Here is a 19298-nt window from a genome sequence, read left to right on the forward strand (position 1 = left end):
TGAAGGAATATTACTCGCAGGGCACGGTCCTGGATGCGCTCGTATGTCCATCACCAGGAACCATGACTAGCTTTTTCCCTTCCAGGGCACGAGCACGGCTTCCAGCATGCGGATGGCGGCGCTGAACGAGAATGCACAGGCAGCGATAATGCCGATGCCGACGAATACCACGTCGGTGGCCAGGAACTGCGATGCCGACATGATCATGTAGCCGATCCCGCGGGTGGAGGCGATGAGTTCGGCTGCGACCAGTGTGCCCCAGCCGACGCCGAGTGCGATCCGCAGACCGGTAAGGATTTCGGGCAGCGCGGATGGCAGCACGATGCTGACCAGAAGCTGCCAGGGTTTTGCGCCCAGTGACCGCGCGGCATTGACGCGCTCGATCGGCAGCGAGCGGACACCGGCCTGCGCCGACAGGCAGATGGGTGCGAACATCGCCAGCACCAGCAATGTCACCTTCGAGGTTTCGCCGATCCCGAGCCAGATGATCATCAGCGGCAGATAGGCAAGTGGTGGCAATGGCCAGTAAAACTCGATCGGGGTGTCGAGCACGCCCTTGACCCAGCGGTTCAGCCCCATCAGCAGGCCGACGGGAATGCCGACCACGGTAGCGATGGCCGCAGCCGTGACGATCCGGAACAGGCTGGCGGAGACGTGTTCGGAGAGCGAGGCCCCGGCATAACCATCGCGATAGATCGCGCCGACCTGCGTCCACACCTCCTGTGGTGTCGGCAGGAACAGATGCGGGACGAGAGCCAGCCTGGCGACGATCCACCAGGCGGCCAGAAGCGCAAATGCAGTGGCGATGCTGATGACAATGGTCGGCTTGTCGCCGGCGCCGAAGCCTTTCATCCTGACAAGCTTCGGCTGCTCGGCAGCCGTACCGATGACACCGCGCCCGGATTCGGTGAATTCGCTCATGCGGCGGCACTCCTCATATCCTCGGAGCCGTGCAGGATGTCCCGGATTTCCTCGCGCAGATCGGCGAATTCAGGCGACGTCTTGACCGATCGCGCATCACCGCCTTCGGCAAACTGCCTGACGAAATCCAGATCGAAGCGGGCAACGATGCGGCCCGGACGCGGTGACATGGCCACGAGCTGCGTGCCAAGAAACAGTGCCTCCTCTATCGAGTGGGTGATGAAGAAGATCCTTGTGTGGGTCTTCTTCCAGATCGATACGAGCAGTTCCTGCATCTGTTCTCGCGTCAGGCTGTCGAGCGCACCGAACGGCTCGTCCATCAACAGGACAGCCGGTTCCGTCGCCAGCGCCCTGGCGATACCGACACGCTGGCGCATGCCGCCTGAGAGTTCGTAGGGGAATGCCTTGGCAAAATCCCTCAGCCCAACCAGATGAAGCAATTCCTCCGCACGGTCGCGGCGCGCAGCGTTCGAAACGCCGGCAAACTTCAGCCCGAGCGCGACATTGTCGATCACCGTCTTCCACGGCAGCAGCGTATCCTTCTGGAACACAACGCCGCGGTCGGCGCCCGGCGCCGTCACCGGCCGGCCATCCAGCGTGATCTTCCCCTCCGATAGCGGCAGGAAGCCGGCGATCGCATTCAAAAGGGTGGACTTGCCGCAGCCCGATGCGCCGAGCGCGACGACGAAACTGTTGTCGGGAATGTCGAGCGAGACGCGATCGAGCGCGTGAACAGTCCGGCCGTCTCGCGTCTGGAAATAGACGCTAGCGTGATCGACTTTGAGCATGGGTTGTCTCTTCAATGCAGGACGCCGGCGCCGTGTTGCGCCAGCGTGGCCGGGGAGGTTCGGTTCAGTTGCTTGGATTGGTCAGCGCATCCGCCGTGACAAAAGCGGCGTAGCTCGGCAGCACCTCACTGACCTTGCCCTGTTCCTTCAAAAAGCTCGCCGTGTCCTTGAGGATCTTGGCAGCACCTGACTTTTCGCCGCCGCCGAGCCAAGCGTCCGATGCCTGCACGTCAGGCGTCAGCAAAGTCAGGTTCTTCAGCGCGGCGGCCTGCTGTTCGGGCGTTCCGCCCAGTGTCTTGGCCAGCAGCTTGGCGTTGTCGCTATCCGCTTCCCATGCCTTCTTGTCGGTGGCGAAGGAAGCGTATTGGGTGTTGATCACGCCGGCAAAACCCTTCAGGAAGGCCGGGTTTTCATCGGCGAACGTCGATGCTGCCACCCAGGCGGAGAAGGTCGGGGCGCCCCTGTCGGCTACATCCTTCGAGGTGACCAGAACCTTGCCGTTCTTCTTCAGTTCGCTCAGCGCCGGATCCCAGACGAAGCCGCCGTCGATGTCGCCGCGGTTGAAGCTTGCGACGATTTCAGGCTGCGGGATGGCGAAGACCTGCACGTCCTTTTCGGTCAAACCGAGCGACTTGATCAGCGCCAGCAGCTGATAGTGATCGGTGGAAACAGGGGCCGCCGCCAGCTTCTTGCCTTTCAGGTCGGACAGGGACGAGATGCCGGAGCCGTTGCGGACGACGAGCGCCTCGTCGATGCCCGAGATCGACGACAGGTAAAACGCCTTGACGGCAAGGCCGCGCGACGTCGCCGCGGCAAACGGGCTGGAGCCGACATAGCCGACCTGTACATCGCCGGATGCGATGGCGGCGAAGATTTCGGCGCCGGAGTTGAACTTGCGGAAGTCGATGTCGTAGCCGGTCGCCTTGGCGAACGCGCCGTTGGCAATTGCCACCGACGACGGCAGGGCGTCTGTCTGGTAGGCAACGACAACTTTCTTGTCGGCTGCCTCAGCGGTGAACGGTGCAGCCAGCGCCGCCGAGCCGAGCGCAAGCGCTGCAATAAAACCCTTGATATTCATGTTTCGCCCCCATGTGGCTGAGCATCTGCATCAGCGCTTCGATTGTTTCGACATGAGGACACTAAGCCGGACAGATACCGGCACACAGATAAAACTATCTATTTTATAGACATTAAGGACAATATTGTTTGCGCCCTCCTCACCACTCAGCAACAGACCTTACTGGCAGCGAAAGCGTGGCTGGCGCGGACTTGAAAAAGCGGCCCGGATGCGGGGCTACCAGTCGCCAACGACGCGCTCCACGGCGCTTCGACCACTCCGCAGCAATGAGCCTGGCATCGATGCCGTCCGATGCAAGATCATGCGGGCCGAGCGAAGCGGCGCAAAGCTCTCAGCGTCATCATTGGCGTTGAACGAGATTTCCATCGTTGGCGTCGGCTCTGCCAACGGCGATATCGATGCCGTTCGCATGGGATCTCCAGTTTCGCAAGCCGGCATACAGCGATCGAAGAGTTGAACATCTGCTGGCACACGCGAGACCGCAACATCGCGAGCATTTTCTGGTGTCGGCTTGCGGATCGGGACCGGCACCCTCTTGCTCTGCCCCTCCTCGCTTGAAACGAGGGTAGGATGCGCGGCAGGCGGTATCAACATCTCTCGTGCCACGCGTGTTGGGGCAGGCAGATCGCGGCTGGCGATCTCGCGCACGCTCATGCCCGCCGGGACGGAAACCTGCGAAGCAACCGGCGCCTCCACATCTTGCGGACTGGCCAGGCTCAGATAAGCGATGCCGCCGACCGCTGCATAGAGGCTGATACTGAAGCCGTATCGTGCAAGAAGACCGACCGGCTCTTTACGTTTGCCCAAGACACCATTGCCCATGCGACGCTCCACGTTCTCATTTCAGGAAGCAATGGTTTGTCTTAGAAATGCGGCGGCACTTTTGCCGGAACATGGCCTTCCTCAGGCCAATTATCCAGAAATGTTAAAGGCGAGACTACCGTCGGCACAACATCTGCGATGCGCTGAAATCGCTGACCATCCTGTTCGGCGAAATCTGCGATAGCCGCCGGTATCGTGAGTAGGCTCCGGCACCAGCTTGCTTGTTGTCCTCAGGACGCCTTACGTGACGATCCAGACCGTCGCGTCGTTCAAAGTGCTTCATCTCTTGACCAGTTGCCATGTAGGCAAGAGGTCGCCGGAGATCCGCGGATCGGGCGGGGTGACCCAGCGATCTGCCGAAAAATACGCCTGGGTCCGCGTTTGCGGGCCTGGCACCGCCGCGACAACCCACATGAAATTGAAGCTATTTTCGCTTTCGGCATCACGTTTGAAGCTGAAGTCTGCTCCGAAGCGCTGGCCCTCGACATCGCGCAGGCTTCGAATGGGGGCAAGCGTATCTTGAAAATCATTCCAGCCTGCCTGTTCTACAAGCGTCTCGAAGATCCGCATGAGAGCAGGGTCGAGACGCCCCTGGGCATCGGTTTTCGGACCGACGATCTTGGCTCGTATCTCGAAAATATCCCCCCGGGCATTGCCGCGGATCTTGAGATGGACCGAACTGAGGGGCCGCACCTCGTCGCGTTTATAGACGCGCTGAAAATAACATTCGTAACTGACACTTCGCATCGATGCTGCACGCCACTCGGTGGTTTCGACGCCTGCGTCCCGGAGAGCCTTGCAGATGTTCGGCCCCGAGATCTGCCACGTGCGCAGGAACTGGCCGGCCAATTCGGGCTTCGGTGCCTCGACCGATCGCAAGGGGAACGAAATCGTTTGCAGAGCAGGCACCCCCGCGCCAGCAGGGCTGAGCGGCAGCCGGGAAGTTCGGGAGATTTTCTTGGTAGCCTGATCTTCGAAGCGTCTCACGAGGCGTCTAAAAGTATCCAGCGCGTCGGAGAACAGGAAGATCCCTGTCACAAGCGGCACCGACACAAGAACAACCAGCCAAAATACTCGCCGGCCGTTTCTCTGCAACGGCGAGGTCTGCGGCAGCCCTTGTGACGTCTCGCTCACCAAATCCATCACCTTCGTGGCTGGATGCGACGTTCCCACTGGGGTTAACAATGCTTGAATGATTGAATATAAGCAAATCCTTCAAATGATTGTCCGGATGCCGCCGGTTTGGGGGGGCTTTTTCCAGCCTCGTTTTCGCACTAACACGGGATAAAGCGCCAAGCCGACAAAGCACTCATAGGCACACCTGCATCACCGAGAAGAATCTGAACCCTTGTTGTCAGCACCACGGATCACACAAGACAGGAAAAACATTCAAGACAGTTGTGAATTTTCTTCATAGCTAAATTGATGGACATCAATATCAATCTACGTGATCCTGAACACGTCCTCACTAATCTGTCTGATCTACCTCTGCATATATGGTGCTAAGCTCGTTCGGTGGGCTATGGCCAATAGGATGGAAATTCATGATCGCCCCTCATCGGACGCAATCAAGCAATACGGCAAAGACAGACACGTTCGGCTGTTCGCTCGCAGGACTGGACGATGACCGCCGTCTGGCTGGCGCTGGAATCAATTTCTACCGCAAGGCCTCTGCTGCCGGCTCGCCGGGCCTTGTCACGACGCCAGCAACGCAGAAGGGCTACCTCATCGGGATCACACTGGAAGGTGGCCACCGCCGCCGGGTGTTCCGTGAGCACCATTCTTCCGTGTACGATTTCGAGCAGGATGCGATCTATGTCCGGGATCTCTCGGAAGACTACAAAGCGGAACTGAGCGGCGCATTCAATTTCGTGCTGCTGGAGGTATCCCGCGAAATGCTGAGAGAAATCGCCGATGACGAGCCCGCGTTGAAGGCAACGGATCTGCAGACGATCTTCGCGACACCGGACCCCACGCTTGCGGGATTGGCCCGTGCACTGTTTTCATGGTCGGCGCGCAATCAGGCACCGAGCAGCCTGTTTATCGATCAGATGTCGATCGCGATGGGTGTTCATCTGTTACATCGCTACGGCAGCGGTGGCATCAGCGTGGCCCGCCGGCAAAGGACGCTGTCCAGATGGAATGAAAACAAGGCAAAGGCTTTGATCGCCAGCCGCCTGAGTGGCGATGTGTCGGTGGCGGAACTCGCCAGCGAATGCAATCTGTCAGCCGGCATGTTCATCCGTGCCTTCCGGCAAACGACAGGCCGGACGCCTCACCAGTGGTTGACGGAGCAACGTGTTCAACGCGCTCAAGATCTGCTGCTGAAATCGCAAACGTCACTCGTCGAAATTTCAGCCGCCTGCGGTTTTGCGGACCAATCGCATTTCACGCGCGTGTTTTCGAAGGTGATCGGGACATCGCCAGGAGCATGGCGTAAAATGCGATTGCTCTAACGAGGTTCGGCCTGGACGCCGTTGCGACGCGTGTTGCGCGGACGGATTTCTCACCTGCCGGATGGGGTGGCCAATGGCCAATATCGTATCTCGCAGCGATCGAGCCAATCGGCCATTAGAGCGCACTTTATTGCTCGCGACGGCGCATTATCCACTCCCCTAAAATAGGGCTTGCAACCGCGCTACTGCTGACGATATATCCTCCGCAGGGTTGGAGACGTTAAGGTGCTGTCTCCCTCTGTCGGTGCCTGATGCGTGAATATTTCGAATGCACGTAGGATGAGCCTGATGGACTTTTGTAAATCCCCTCAACGGAATCGAACCGCCCCTTTCCAAGCATGTTTCTGGCTGGTTCCACCATTGTTCCCGACAACGGTTCGCACCGCCTGCTGTCAATACGACATCTAAACCACAAGGCGAGCTAGGATGGCGAGCGCATCGTGAACACGAACTCCCCATTCTCGTTAGCCGGACATGCAATGAGGCTATTCTATGGATAAATCACCAAACCCGCCGGCGCTTCTGAGCCGCCTGTGGCTGGTCTTGCTGGGCGCGGTCATCGCGCTCGCCGGACTTTTCTTCGCGATCGGCGGCGGCAAGCTCGTCTCGCTCGGCGGCAGCTGGTACTTCCTGCTCGCCGGCATCGGTCTTGTCATCTCAGGTGTTCTGATCATCATGCGCAGGCCGCTGGGCGCTTTGCTCTTCGGTCTCATCTTCGTGCTATCGGTCATCTGGGCCGTATGGGACGCCGGCTTTGAATTCTGGCCGCTGATCTCGCGCCTTCTGGCGATCAGCATCGGCGCAACCGTCGTCGCACTGACCTACCCGCTGCTGCGCAAGGCCTCCGGCCGTGCACCGGCCTATGTGCCGTCCTTCCTGATCGCCGCCGTTCTGGCGATCGCGTCGGCTGGCGGCGTTGCCGGCATGTTCGTGCCGCACCCGACCGTTGCCTTTTCCGGCACCCCTTCGCCGCTTGTCCCGGTCGATCCGGCCAAGGAGCAGAAGAACTGGGAAGCCTATGGCAATACGGCGGGCGGCTCACGCTTTGCAGCACTCGACCAGATCACCCGCGACAACGTCAAGAACCTGACCGTCGCCTGGACCTACCATACCGGCGACACGCCGATCAGCCCCGGCGCCAATGGCGCGGAAGACCAGCAGACACCGCTGCAGGTCGGCGACAAGGTGTTCCTCTGCACCCCGCATAACAACGTCATCGCCATCGACGCCGATACCGGCAAGGAGCTCTGGAAGAACGAGATCAACGCAAAATCGTCCGTCTGGATGCGTTGCCGCGGTCTTGCCTATTTCGATGCGACCCAGGCTGTCGTTCAGCCGACCATTCCGGGCTCGACGCCCGTTACGGCCGCCGTCGTTGCCGAAGGCGCACCCTGCCAGCGCCGCGTGCTGATGAACTCGATCAACGCGCAGCTCTACGCGATCGATGCCGATACCGGCAAGTTCTGCGCTGACTTCGGCACCGATGGCCGCGTCGACCTGAAGATCGGCATGGGCAATGCGCCCGATCCGCAATATGTCCTGACCTCGGCTCCGACGCTTGCCGGAACCACAGTTGTGGTCGGCGGCCGCGTTGCCGACAACGTCCAGGTCGACATGCCGGGCGGCGTCATGCGTGGCTTCGACGTCATCACCGGCGAACTGCGCTGGGCTTTCGATCCGGGCAACCCCAACATCACCAAGCTGCCGCCGGAAGGCGAAAGCTATACGCGTTCGACCCCGAACGTGTGGGCAGCAATGTCTTATGACGCCGCTTCCAACACGGTGTTCATGCCGGTCGGCAGCCCCTCGGTTGACATCTATGGCAAGCCGCGCACGGATCTCGACCACAAATACGGTGCCTCGATGCTGGCGCTCGACGCCACCAGCGGCAAGGAAAAGTGGGTCTACCAGACAGTCCACAACGACCTGTGGGACTTCGACGTGCCGATGCAGCCGTCGTTCATCGACTTCCCGAAGGCTGACGGCACCAAGGTTCCCGCCCTCGTATTCGGCACCAAGGCCGGCCAGATCTGGGTGCTCGACCGGGCAACCGGCCAGCCGCTGACCAAGGTCGAAAACGTTCCGGTCAAGCCGGGCAACATTCCGGGCGAACCCTATTCGCCGACCCAGCCGAAATCGGTCGGCATGCCGCAGATCGGCGCGGAAACGCTGACCGAGAGCGACATGTGGGGTGCCACGCCGTTCGACCAGCTGCTATGCCGCATCGCCTTCAAAGGGATGCGCTATGACGGCCTCTACACTGTGCCGGACACGACGCTGTCGCTCGCCTATCCAGGCTCGCTGGGCGGCATGAACTGGGGCGGTCTTTCCACTGACCCGACGACCAACACGATCTTCGTCAACGACATGCGTCTCGGCCTGTGGAGCCAGATGGTTGCCGCTGCGCCAAGCGACAAGGTCGCCGGCGGCGGTGAATCGGTCAACACCGGCATGGGCATCGTGCCGATGAAGGGCACGCCTTACGCAGTCAACAAGAACCGCTTCCTGTCGGCACTCGGCATCCCCTGCCAGAAGCCGCCATTCGGCTCGATGACCGCGATCGACATGACGACGCAGAAGATCAAGTGGCAGGTGCCTGTTGGTACCGTGCAGGACACCGGCCCGCTCGGCATCAAGATGGGCGTGCAGATGCCGATCGGCATGCCGACACTCGGTGGCACGCTTGCCACCCAGGGCGGCCTGCTGTTCATCGCCGGCACCCAGGACTACTACCTGCGCGCCTTCGACACTGCGACCGGCAAGGAAATCTGGAAGGCCCGTATGCCGGTTGGCAGCCAGGGCGGCCCGATGACCTACAAGTCGCCGAAGACAGGCAAGCAGTATGTCGTCATCTCCGCCGGTGGCGGCCGCCAGTCGCCCGATCGCGGCGACTACGTGATCGCCTACGCCCTGCCGAACTGAGCGTAAGCGAAAATCAACACAAAGGGGCCACGCGCTGGCCCCTACAATACGAACAAACCCCGCCAGTTCAGATCCTGGCGGGGTTTGTTCGTTTGAGCAAAGGGGCAATTGCGCTTTGGGTGAAAGCAGAGCACCCGGCTGAAATGTCCTCGGTTTTCCCAGAGCGCCAGAAGCCTTTGAAGTCAGTTGGCGCGGTCAGATCGCGCCGTCAACGATCACCAATGGCGTACCTTGCGAGCATTGTTCGATCCGTGCGTCGATCTTGTAGATCTCGCGCAGCATGGTCCTGGTGATCACCGCGTTGGTCTCGCCACTTGCAACCATCTTTCCATTGCTGATGACAATGGTGTTTTCGCAGTAGCGCAGCGCATGATTGAGGTCATGGAGCGCGATGAGGACAATCAGGCCGTCTCGTTTCGCGGTCTCTGAGATAAAGCTCAATACCTCCACCTGCCGATGCAGGTCGAGCGCAGACGTCGGCTCGTCCATCAACAGGACCTCCGGATTGCGGATGAGCGCCTGGGCCAAGGACACCAGCTGCCGCTGCCCGCCGGACAGCTCTCCAAGCCCGCGAAACGCCAGATCGTCGATCCGCAACGCCTTCAGGACCCGATCGATCTCGATCAGTTCCTCGTCGGCCACCCGCCAGCTGCTGCCCTGTTTCGCCGACAGGAGCACGGATTCGTACACGGTCAGCACAGCATTGGCAGCGGTATCCTGAGGCATGTAACAGATGGTCCGGGGCCCCGCCTGCGTGCCGGAGAGTTCGACCAGCCCGGGCCCCTTGATGAGCGATGCAATGCGCTTGAAGAGTGTCGATTTGCCGGCGGCGTTCGGCCCGATGATCGCGGTCACACTACCGCTTTTCAGGTCGTCGATGCTGACATCGGAGAGAACCCTGGCCCGGCCGTAATTGGCGCCGAGATCCTTGAGGGCGAGCGCTACCATGCGCGCCTCCTGTTGGTGAAGATAAGGACAAAGAAAAACGGCACGCCCACCAGCGCGGTGATCACGCCGATTGGCAGGATGGCGCCTGGAATGAGCATCTTGCTGACGACAGATGTGACCGACAGCAACAGGGCGCCGCAGATGACGGCACCGGGGAGGAAGAAGCGTTGGTCTTCGCCGACGACCATGCGCGCGATATGCGGCCCGACCAATCCGACGAAGCCGATCGTTCCCACGAATGAAACCGGAATTGCGGCGAGCAGGCTCACGATCATCATCGTCTGCAGGCGAAGCCGGCGGACATTGATACCCATGCTCGCCGCCTTGTCGTCGCCGAGCCTGAGGGCAGTCAGGGCCCAGGCATCCTTCATGAACAGAGGAACGGTGACCACGAGAACACCGGCGGTGAACCAGACCTTCGGCCAGGTCGCCTTGGTGAGGCTACCCATCGTCCAGAAGACCACGGCTGAAAGGGCCTGCTCCGAGGCAAGATATTCGAGCAGCGAAAGTGCGGCGTTGAAGGTGAAGACCAGCGCGATCCCGAGCAGTACGATGGTCTCGACGCTGACACCGCGCATGGTGGAGGCGAAGTGGATGAAGAGAGCGGCAGCCATCGCCATCAGGAAGGCGTTCAGCGGCACCATATACTGGATGGCGCCTGGAAACAGCGAAACGCCACCGACCAGCGCCAAGGCGGCACCGAAGCTTGCCGCAGCCGAAATGCCGAGCGTGAAGGGGCTCGCCAGCGGGTTCGAAAGGATCGTCTGCATCTGCGCGCCGGCAACCGACAGCGACGCACCGACGGTGACCGCCATCAGGGCGATCGGCATGCGGATATCCCAGATGATGACCCTCAGTTGCGTGGCCGCAGCAGCCGGATCGGCCAGCGCCGACAGCACCTCAGACAGCGAATAATTGGCAGGCCCAAGCGCCATGTCGAGTGCGATGCTGACGCAGAGCGCAAAGGTGAGAAGGACAAGGGTGACGATACGGCGAAAGGCAAGGGCGCGATATTGCTCGCGCCCGGCCACCTTTGTCTCGACGGCGCTGACAGCCATTCTCACATGTCCTTCAGGGAGACGAAATAGCCCTGCTTGTAGTCGAGCGGCAGGAAGCGGGCATGCAGTTCCTTGAAGGTCGCTTCCGGATCGAGGTCAGCGAAAAGATCGGGATGCAGCCACTTGGCCATCTCCTGAATGGCGACGAACTGGTATGGGTTGTTGTAGAACTGGTGCCAGATCGCATGGACGTTGCCATCGGCAACCGCCTTGACGCCTGTGAATGCTGGCCGCCTGGTCAGCGCTTCCAGCTTGCGATGCGCTTCCTTGAGATCGACACCATAGCCGACGCCGACCCAGGCGCCGCCCGGAACATACTTGTCCCAGTTGCCGCCGGTGATGATGATCTGGTCTGGATTGGAGGCAATCACCTGCTCGGGATTGACGGTGCCGAATGTGCCGGGGATGATGTCCTTGGCCATGTTGATGCCACCGGCGATCTCGACCATCTTGCCGAAGTTCTCGTTGCCGAAGGACATGCAGCAATCCTCCGAATATCCGCCGGCACGTTCGACGAAGACGAGCGGCTTTTTCGGATTGTTCTTTTCGAGAACGTCGGTGACGCGCTTGATGCTGTCGGAGCGGAATTTGATGAAGCCCTCGGCAACATCTTCCTTGCCCATCAACTGCCCCATGATGCGCATGCTCGGCTCGGTGTTTTCCATCGGCTTTTCGCGGAAGTCGATATAGACAAGCGGGATGCCGACCTTGCCGAGTTTTTCGATATAGCCGGCCTCTTCCGTTGCTGTCTTCGCGTCGATGTTCATCAGGATAACGTCAGGCTTCAGGGCAACCGCCTGCTCGATGTCGAAGGACCCATCCTTCATGCCACCGAAGGTCGGGAGCCTGGCGATGTCAGGATACTTTGCGAGATAGGCGTCATAGGACTCGGGATCGGCCTTCGACAGATCGTCGCGCCATCCGACGACGTGTTCGAACGGGGCCTGCTTGTCGAGGGCGGCGAGGAAGTAGATTTGCCGACCCTCGCCAAGGATCATGTGTTTCACCGGCGCGTTCACCTCGACGCTCCGCCCCGTCACATCCCTGATGGTGACAACATCGGCCAGGGCAGGCCAGGCCGTGGATACGAATAGGGCCGCTGCAAGTGCGCGGGCTTTGCCGGTCAGACGCATGGTAAATCACTCCCGTGGAAATTTACCTCGTCTATTATTTTATGATTTAAATAGTCAAGTTATATCTATTAGAATCGTTTCAAGGTGACTTGAGGCAGCGCGATGCCATTGGCCTCATTGGACCGGCAGATGGATTTCCGCCCTCAGACCAATCGGTTCGAGATTGGACAGCAATATCGTCCCGCCGTGAGCCTGGACGATGCTCCGGGCAATCGACAGGCCGAGGCCTATGCCGCCGGTTTCTGTGCTGCGGGACGGCTCCAGGCGCACGAAGGGCTGAAAAGCGTCGTCCATTCTGTCGGCTGGAATGCCAGGTCCAGAATCATCAACGATGATCCGGATAAAGTCCTGGTCCCGGTGAAGTGAGAGGGATGCTCTCTCCCCGTAGCGTAATGCGTTCTCGACCAGATTTCTGATGGCCCGTTTCAAGGCAACAGGTCGGCAGGGCAATTGGATCGCCGCGGATGCCGTCAGTGACACGTCGCCTTTGCCCATGCGAAACTCATCAAGAACTTGCTCGACAAGCTCGACGACATTGACGACAGAGGTTGTTTCCGTGGTCGCCTCTGCGCGCGTGAAGGCAAGGGTAGCCTCACAGATGATCGTGAGTTCCTCGATCGTCGCGACGAGATCATCGCGCGTCGCCTCGTCATCGATGAGCTCCGCCTTCAGTCGAAGCGTGGTCAGGGGCGTGCGCAAATCGTGGCTGATGCTGGCGAGCAGACGCAGTCGGTCCCGCATGAACAGGCCGAGCCTTTCCTGCATGGTATTGAACGCGCGGATCGTCGACGAAACCTCCGAGGGACCATTTGGAACAAGCGGCTGCACCTCCTCCCCGCGACCAAGCCGTTCGGATGCGTCTGCCAGCGCCCTCAACGACGTGGTCTGCGATCTGACGGCCAGGATCACCACGGCAGTGACCGCCAGCGAAGAAAACAGAAACGAAAGGAAGGCGGCCCAGTTCCAGGCGCCGGGTACGGTGATCGCTGTACGTGTCACCAGCCAACGGCCATCCGGGAACGGCACCATCAGCGACAGTGCGACAATCCGAAAGCGGTCGGCTCCAATGCGATCTTGTTGACTAGGCTCGTCGAAATGGGATCGATCGATATCTCCACCGTGCCGCTCGCAAGCGTGCTCAAACTGCTGCAGCGGCTCGATCGTCACGATCGGGAAACCCGTTTGCAGACCGTGGAGCTGCCGTTTCAAGATCCCGGCGAGTTCCTGCTCGGGTGCTGACATTTCGTGCTTGACCGGGGCATCCGCCGTCACGGCCGCGCAGGATTGTCTCGACCCGAAGGCGTCCGTCAGCACTTTAGAATCGTCAGCTCGATGAGAGATCACAAGCTTTGCCAATGTGACCGTCTGGTTGAGCGCCTGGCCGTGGACGATGTCATCGATGACATTGTCCTGCTGCCCATGCAGCACGAAGATCAACCCTATCTGCGCCACTGCCAAGGCCGCAACCAGCATGACGACAAGCCTCGTTGCCAGAGATCTCGGCCAAAACATGCTCAGTGGGCTGTTCAAGAGAGCTCCTCGACGTGACCGGCAAAGGTATACCCATCACCCCACACCGTCCTGATCAGCGCGGGCTGTTGCGGATCCGTCTCGAGACGGCGGCGCAAGCGGCTGACGAGATTGTCTATGCTTCGGTCGAAAACCTGCGCCGAGCGCCCGGCGGTGATGTCGAGCAACTGATTGCGCGTCAGAACGACACCGGGCCGGGTGACGAGAGCGAGAAGCAGGCGATATTCGGCTGTGCCAAGAGGAATTTCCGCGCCGGCTTCATCCAGCAGGGCCCTGCGCGAAACGTCCAGCGTCCAGCGGCCGAAAACATAGCGTTTCCGCTCCGGTTCTGCTGGTGCCGCCGACATGGCGTTGACCCTGCGTAGCAATGCGCGAATGCGCGCAAGCAGCTCCCGCGGATTGAACGGCTTGGTGACATAGTCGTCGGCGCCGAGTTCCAGACCGATGATCCGATCGGTTTCATCGGACACGGCCGTCAGAAGGACGATTGGAATGTTGCCCTCGTGCCGCAGCGATCGGCACAACGACAACCCATCTTCGCCCGGCATCATGATGTCGAGAACCACAAGGTCGATCGATGCCGTTTTCAGCTGCTGCCGCATCTCGGTGCCGCCGTTTGCCGTGCTGACGCGCAGACCATTTTTCGCAAGATATTTGGCAAGGAGATCGCGGATCTCCTTGTGGTCATCGACGACGAGGACGTGGGCGGTTCGTTCCATGGTGGCTCCGGTTCCTCCTCCGATAGACGCTCGATTGCTGGCAGGCCCCTGTTTGATGATCGACGGCCTTATGACGCAAGGTCTAAATTGTAACCAAATGTCGCAAGCTTCCAAGCGTGACAGAACTGCTTACCGAATAGCGGGCTGGCGGCAAACACTCATGACATGTCTCGGCGATGGTCACCGCAGTTTGATCCAGAAGCCCGGATCCGGCGTAGGCATTGCTTTGTGTGTGCGGTCGCAGCGGAAATTTATCCCCTGCGACCTCGGCGCAAGCGTTCAAGCCCTGCCGGTCCGGCTCGAGGGCAACCAGCAGACAATTTCGGATCGGAAGACCTTACCATGTCCAATCTACCACAAGAGCGACGCGCAACACCCGACAGGTCGCGTCTCCTCATGGCGATGCGCCGCACTGTTCCCGTGCTGGCGGTGATCACGCCGATGCTCATCTCGCTATCGATTTCCCTGCAATCATGCACGGAACAGAAGGCCGCTCAGGAACAGAAGGCACCCGCCAAGACGGAGGTCAGCGTCATGGCGCTGCATCCGCAATCGGTTGCCATCACCGCCGAGGTTCCCGGACGGACGGCCGCGTCGCTGGTCGCCGAGGTTCGGCCGCAGGTCAGCGGAATCATCCGGGCCCGCAACTTCAAGGAAGGCAGCGAGGTCAAGGCCGGCGACACGCTTTATGAAATTGACCCCAGCGCCTACCAGGCAGCCTACGACAGCGCCAATGCCGCGCTGCAAAAGACAGAAGGGGCTGTGCCAAGCGCCCAGGCGAAGGTCGATCGCTACAATGGCTTGAGCACACAGAGCGCCGTCAGCAAGCAGGACCTCGACGATGCCCGCTCGACGCTGGTCCAGGCGCAGGCCGATGTCGCCGCGGCCAAGGCAGCACTGGAAACGGCACGCATCAGTCTCGGTTACACCAAGATCCTTGCCCCGATTTCCGGTCGCATCGATGCGTCGTCGGTAACGGTCGGTGCACTGGTGACCGCCGAGCAGACGACGGCACTTGCCACCATCAACCAGCTCGACCCGATCAACGTCGATGTCACGCAGTCGAGCACCAATCTTCTGGCGCTTCGCCGGGCAGCGGCAGACGGCCGGCTCAAGGTTGCCGGCGACAACGTGTCCGTCAAACTCAAGCTGGAAGACGGATCGAAGTATCCCCAGCCGGGAAGCTTTGCTTTTGCGGAGGCGTCCATATCCGAGACGGTTGGCACATTCACCGCACGCGCGGTGTTTCCGAACCCGGATCGGCTGATCCTGCCGGGCATGTATGTCAGGGCAACGATCGAAGAGGGCGTAGCGCCGAATAGCTATCTGGTTCCCCAGCGTTCGGTCACCCGCAACACCAAAGGCCAGGCAACGGCGTTCTTCGTGGCGGCCGATGGCAAAGTACAGCAGCGCATCCTTGCGGTCCAACGCAGCATCGGCAACAGCTGGCTGGTTGGAGAAGGCATTGCCGATGGCGACCGCGTTGTCGTCGAGGGATTGCAGAACGTGCGCGATGGCCAGGAGGTCAAGGCCGACGAGGTGACGGTCAATGACGCCACCGGCGAGTTGTCGCAAACGACGTCCGACAAGGCCGGCGCTGACAAGCAGGCGGAGAATACCGCAATCAAAAGCGAGGTGAATTGATGTCTCGCTTCTTTGTAGCGCGCCCCATCTTCGCATGGGTGATCGCGATCCTCATCATGCTGGCCGGCATTCTGTCGATCACCACGCTGTCCATATCGCAATATCCGCAGATTGCGCCGACGACCGTCAAGATTTCCGCCACCTATTCCGGCGCGGATGCCGCCACGGTCGAGAACTCGGTGACCAAGGTCATCGAGCAGGGCATGACCGGCATCGATAATCTCGACTACATGACATCGACATCACAGTCGTCGGGCGCTGCCAGCATTTCGCTGACCTTTACCAACAACGCCGACGCCGATGTCGCGCAGATGCAGGTTCAGAACAAGCTGCAGCTCGTCGAAGCGCAGCTGCCCACCAGTGTGCAGAGTTCAGGCCTCACGGTGACGAAATCCACCGCGAACTTCCTGATGGTGGCTGGCTTTGTCTCCACCGACGGCAAGCTCAGCTCGACGGATCTTGCGGACTACGTCAACAGCACCCTCAACGATACGCTGAAGCGGGTGCCCGGCGTCGGCGACACGCAGCTGTTCGGTTCGGGCTATGCCATGCGCATCTGGGTCGATCCCGACAAGCTGGCAAAATACTCGCTGATGGTCAGCGACGTGACCTCGGCGATCGAGAGCCAGAATACCCAGGTGGCCGCCGGCCAGCTCGGGGCTCTGCCGCAGGCGAAGGGTCAGCAGCTGAATGCCACGGTCACGGCAAAAAGCCGGCTGCAGACGCCCGAGCAATTCGCCAACATCATCCTGAAGAGCGACAGCGCCGGTTCATTGGTGCGGCTCAACGACGTCGCAACCGTGGAACTGGGCGCCGAAAGCTATTCCAGTTCCAGCATCTACAACGGCCATCCCTCGGCCGGCATCGCCATCATGCTTGCATCGGGCGCCAATGCGATCGATACGGCGGAAGCCGTGCAATCGACGATTTCGGGGATGAAGCAAACGCTGCCGCCGAACGTCGAAGTCGTCTATCCCTACGACACGACACCGTTCGTCAAGCTGTCTATCGAGGATGTGATCAAGACGCTGATCGAAGCGATCGTGCTCGTCTTCATCGTGATGTTCGTGTTCCTGCAGAACCTGCGCGCCACACTGATCCCGACGCTCGCCGTTCCGATCGTTCTTCTCGGTACCTTCGGCATTCTGTCGGCGTTCGGCTACTCGATCAACACGCTGACCATGTTCGGCATGGTGCTGGCCATCGGCCTCCTGGTCGATGACGCGATCGTCGTCGTTGAAAACGTCGAGCGCGTGATGGAGGAGGAAGGATTGTCGCCGCGCGAGGCGACGCTGAAATCGATGAGCGAAATCACCGGCGCGCTGATCGGTATCGCCACCGTGCTGTCGGCCGTGTTCATCCCGATGGCATTCTTCTCCGGTTCCGTCGGTATCATCTACCGGCAGTTCTCGGTGACAATCGTCTCGGCGATGGTGCTTTCGGTCATCGTCGCGCTGACGCTGACACCGGCGCTTTGCGCCACCATTTTGAAGAAGCCGGCCCACGGCGCCAAGCAGAAGGGTCTCAGCGGCTGGTTCAACAGAACATTCGAACGCGGCACATCGAGCTATCGGCGCGGGGTTGGAGGCATCATCCGCCACAGCGCCATGTTCCTGGTCGTGTTCGGGCTGATCGTTGTCGGCGTGGGATATCTGTTCAATCGCCTTCCATCGTCCTTCCTCCCCGAGGAAGACCAGGGAACGCTGATCACAAGTATACAGCTACCAGTTGGTGCCACCGCTGACCGGACGCAGAAGGTTCTGCAGGAGGTGACGGACCACTACCTCAACGACGAGAAGGATTATGTCGCCGGTGTCATGGGTGTGTCGGGCTTCGGCTTCGGTGGCCAGGGCCAGAATGTCGGCCTCGCCTTCATCAAGCTCAAGGACTTCGACCAGCGCACCACGCCACAATCCAAGGCGCAGGCAATCGCTCGCCGTGCGATCGCAGCCTTCTCGAAGATCAAGGACGCGAAAGTGTTTGCGCTGACGCCGCCGGCTATTCCAGGCTTCGGCAACAATAGCGGCTTTGACTTCTACCTGAAGGATATTAACGGCTCCGGTCACCAGGCCCTGATGGATGTGCGCAACCAGTTGATCGCAGCCGCCTCCAAGAGTTCCAAACTTGTCGGAACGCGCCCGAACGGCCAGGAAGACACGCCGCAGTATTCGGTCGATGTCGATGAGGAGAAGGCACGCGCGCTTGATCTCAGCCTGTCTGATATCAACACGACGCTCTCGACAGCCTGGGGCGGCAACTACGTCAACGACTTTATCGATCGCGGACGCGTCAAGAAGGTCTATGTGCAGGCGGACAAGGATTTTCGCATGCAGCCGGAGGATTTCGGCCGCTGGTATGTGAAGAACTCGGATAACGGCATGGTCCCATTCTCCGCATTCACGACGGGTCACTGGAGCTTCGGTTCGCCCCGTCTGGAACGCTACAACGGGTCGTCTGCCGTCGAGATTCAGGGCTCGAACGCAAGCGGCGTCTCGTCCGGCGACGCAATGACCGAGATCGACAATCTCGTGGCCCAACTGCCACCCGGATACAGCCACGAATGGACCGGCCTGTCGGCTCAGGAGCGGCTGTCGGGAAGCCAGGCGACGCAGCTTTATGCGATCTCGATCCTCGTCGTCTTCCTGGCACTTGCAGCGCTCTACGAGAGCTGGTCGATCCCGCTCGCCGTCATGCTCTCGGTGCCGATCGGCATCTTCGGGGCGCTCGCAGCGGCGACGATCTTCGGGCAGTCCAACGACGTCTACTTCAAGGTGGGCCTGCTGACGACCATCGGGCTCGCTGCAAAGAACGCCATCCTGATCGTCGAGTTTGCCATCGAGCAGATGAAGCAGGGCAAGGACGTCGTCGATGCGACACTCGAGGCGGCTCGCCAGCGCCTGCGGCCGATCCTGATGACGTCGCTGGCGTTCATCCTGGGTGTCCTGCCGCTGGCGATTGCCAACGGCGCGGGTTCTGGAAGCCAGAACTCGATCGGCATCGGCGTGATGGGCGGCATGATCGCCGCAACGGTGCTTGGCGTATTCTTCATTCCGCTGTTGTTCGTCACGGTTCGCCGTGTGTTCAAGAGCCGCGAAGCCGACGTGCAAGCACAGCCGCAGGCGGCGGAATAACGCCCGACGACCTGGCCCTGGGATGGCGGGCTCGATCAGCCACCATCCCAGGGCCATTTTTTTTGCGGCGCTGCGTTTCGGCGCGACAGATGCGGGCGGTAAGGGCTGGATGACAGTCGCCGCTCCAACACTCGCGGAATGTTGAACT

General features: G+C 60.4%; 14 protein-coding genes. 4 read left to right on the forward strand and 10 right to left on the reverse strand.

What is annotated here, in order from left to right:
* Positions 1-66: 66 nt before the first annotated feature.
* The 5 genes from GVL52_RS09265 to GVL52_RS09285 form a co-directional block, all read right to left on the reverse strand.
* On the reverse strand, positions 67-921 hold the full coding sequence (locus tag GVL52_RS09265) for an ABC transporter permease subunit (protein ID WP_160006101.1): 855 nt from the start codon (positions 919-921) through the stop codon (positions 67-69).
* Entirely contained in the window at positions 918-1709 is a 792-nt protein-coding gene (locus GVL52_RS09270; protein ID WP_160006103.1) for a taurine ABC transporter ATP-binding protein, read from the reverse strand. Before GVL52_RS09270 ends, GVL52_RS09265 begins: the two co-directional genes overlap by 4 nt.
* Positions 1710-1773: 64 nt before the next feature.
* Entirely contained in the window at positions 1774-2787 is a 1014-nt protein-coding gene (gene tauA / locus GVL52_RS09275; RefSeq protein ID WP_160006105.1) for a taurine ABC transporter substrate-binding protein, read from the reverse strand.
* A gap of 216 nt (positions 2788-3003) precedes the next feature.
* Positions 3004-3609, reverse strand: a complete 606-nt coding sequence (locus tag GVL52_RS09280) for a hypothetical protein (protein ID WP_160006107.1) — start codon at positions 3607-3609, stop codon at positions 3004-3006.
* 279 nt (positions 3610-3888) lie between these two features.
* Positions 3889-4743 (reverse strand): DUF6030 family protein, encoded by an 855-nt coding sequence (locus GVL52_RS09285; protein ID WP_244619129.1) that lies wholly within the window; start codon positions 4741-4743, stop codon positions 3889-3891.
* 410 nt (positions 4744-5153) lie between these two features.
* Between GVL52_RS09285 and GVL52_RS09290 the strand changes: the two genes are divergently transcribed.
* Positions 5154-6065 (forward strand): AraC family transcriptional regulator, encoded by a 912-nt coding sequence (locus GVL52_RS09290; RefSeq protein ID WP_160006109.1) that lies wholly within the window; start codon positions 5154-5156, stop codon positions 6063-6065.
* A gap of 492 nt (positions 6066-6557) precedes the next feature.
* The gene (locus tag GVL52_RS09295) at positions 6558-8987 is read left to right on the forward strand and encodes a glucose/quinate/shikimate family membrane-bound PQQ-dependent dehydrogenase (RefSeq protein WP_160006111.1); all 2430 of its coding nucleotides are present in this window, start codon (positions 6558-6560) and stop codon (positions 8985-8987) included.
* A gap of 195 nt (positions 8988-9182) precedes the next feature.
* Here GVL52_RS09295 and GVL52_RS09300 read toward each other — a convergent pair whose 3' ends face one another.
* From GVL52_RS09300 to GVL52_RS09320, 5 genes are all read right to left on the reverse strand, one after another.
* Positions 9183-9935 (reverse strand): ABC transporter ATP-binding protein, encoded by a 753-nt coding sequence (locus GVL52_RS09300; RefSeq protein ID WP_160006113.1) that lies wholly within the window; start codon positions 9933-9935, stop codon positions 9183-9185.
* Positions 9929-10993: an iron ABC transporter permease gene (locus GVL52_RS09305; RefSeq protein WP_160006115.1), complete on the reverse strand. Its 1065-nt coding sequence runs from the start codon at positions 10991-10993 to the stop codon at positions 9929-9931. Before GVL52_RS09305 ends, GVL52_RS09300 begins: the two co-directional genes overlap by 7 nt.
* 2 nt (positions 10994-10995) lie before the next feature.
* Positions 10996-12126 carry an ABC transporter substrate-binding protein gene (locus GVL52_RS09310; protein ID WP_160006117.1) on the reverse strand — a complete coding sequence of 377 codons (1131 nt, stop codon included), beginning with the start codon at positions 12124-12126 and terminating at the stop codon, positions 10996-10998.
* 114 nt (positions 12127-12240) lie between these two features.
* Positions 12241-13599 carry an ATP-binding protein gene (locus tag GVL52_RS09315; RefSeq protein WP_244619130.1) on the reverse strand — a complete coding sequence of 453 codons (1359 nt, stop codon included), beginning with the start codon at positions 13597-13599 and terminating at the stop codon, positions 12241-12243.
* 53 nt (positions 13600-13652) lie between these two features.
* Positions 13653-14375 (reverse strand): response regulator, encoded by a 723-nt coding sequence (locus GVL52_RS09320; RefSeq protein WP_160006119.1) that lies wholly within the window; start codon positions 14373-14375, stop codon positions 13653-13655.
* 441 nt (positions 14376-14816) lie between these two features.
* Here GVL52_RS09320 and GVL52_RS09325 point away from each other — a divergent pair, with 441 nt between their 5' ends.
* Positions 14817-16019 (forward strand): efflux RND transporter periplasmic adaptor subunit, encoded by a 1203-nt coding sequence (locus tag GVL52_RS09325; RefSeq protein WP_280179100.1) that lies wholly within the window; start codon positions 14817-14819, stop codon positions 16017-16019.
* The gene (locus GVL52_RS09330; protein WP_160006121.1) at positions 16019-19150 is read left to right on the forward strand and encodes an efflux RND transporter permease subunit; all 3132 of its coding nucleotides are present in this window, start codon (positions 16019-16021) and stop codon (positions 19148-19150) included. The genes GVL52_RS09325 and GVL52_RS09330 overlap by 1 nt, the downstream gene beginning before the upstream one ends.
* Positions 19151-19298: the final 148 nt, after the last annotated feature.

The sequence above is a fragment of the Rhizobium sp. 18055 genome (assembly GCF_902706285.1).
Taxonomy (GTDB): Bacteria; Pseudomonadota; Alphaproteobacteria; order Rhizobiales; family Rhizobiaceae; genus Rhizobium.

Coding starts and splice junctions, on each gene's coding strand:
- GVL52_RS09310 (WP_160006117.1), bottom strand. CDS start 12,126: ATGCGTCTGACCGGCAAAGCCCGCGCACTTGCAGCGGCCCTATTCGTA.
- GVL52_RS09315 (WP_244619130.1), bottom strand. CDS start 13,599: ATGCTGGTTGCGGCCTTGGCAGTGGCGCAGATAGGGTTGATCTTCGTG.
- GVL52_RS09290 (WP_160006109.1), top strand. CDS start 5,154: ATGATCGCCCCTCATCGGACGCAATCAAGCAATACGGCAAAGACAGAC.
- GVL52_RS09330 (WP_160006121.1), top strand. CDS start 16,019: ATGTCTCGCTTCTTTGTAGCGCGCCCCATCTTCGCATGGGTGATCGCG.
- GVL52_RS09305 (WP_160006115.1), bottom strand. CDS start 10,993: ATGGCTGTCAGCGCCGTCGAGACAAAGGTGGCCGGGCGCGAGCAATAT.
- GVL52_RS09325 (WP_280179100.1), top strand. CDS start 14,817: ATGCTCATCTCGCTATCGATTTCCCTGCAATCATGCACGGAACAGAAG.
- GVL52_RS09295 (WP_160006111.1), top strand. CDS start 6,558: ATGGATAAATCACCAAACCCGCCGGCGCTTCTGAGCCGCCTGTGGCTG.
- GVL52_RS09270 (WP_160006103.1), bottom strand. CDS start 1,709: ATGCTCAAAGTCGATCACGCTAGCGTCTATTTCCAGACGCGAGACGGC.
- GVL52_RS09265 (WP_160006101.1), bottom strand. CDS start 921: ATGAGCGAATTCACCGAATCCGGGCGCGGTGTCATCGGTACGGCTGCC.
- GVL52_RS09320 (WP_160006119.1), bottom strand. CDS start 14,375: ATGGAACGAACCGCCCACGTCCTCGTCGTCGATGACCACAAGGAGATC.
- tauA (WP_160006105.1), bottom strand. CDS start 2,787: ATGAATATCAAGGGTTTTATTGCAGCGCTTGCGCTCGGCTCGGCGGCG.
- GVL52_RS09300 (WP_160006113.1), bottom strand. CDS start 9,935: ATGGTAGCGCTCGCCCTCAAGGATCTCGGCGCCAATTACGGCCGGGCC.
- GVL52_RS09280 (WP_160006107.1), bottom strand. CDS start 3,609: ATGGGCAATGGTGTCTTGGGCAAACGTAAAGAGCCGGTCGGTCTTCTT.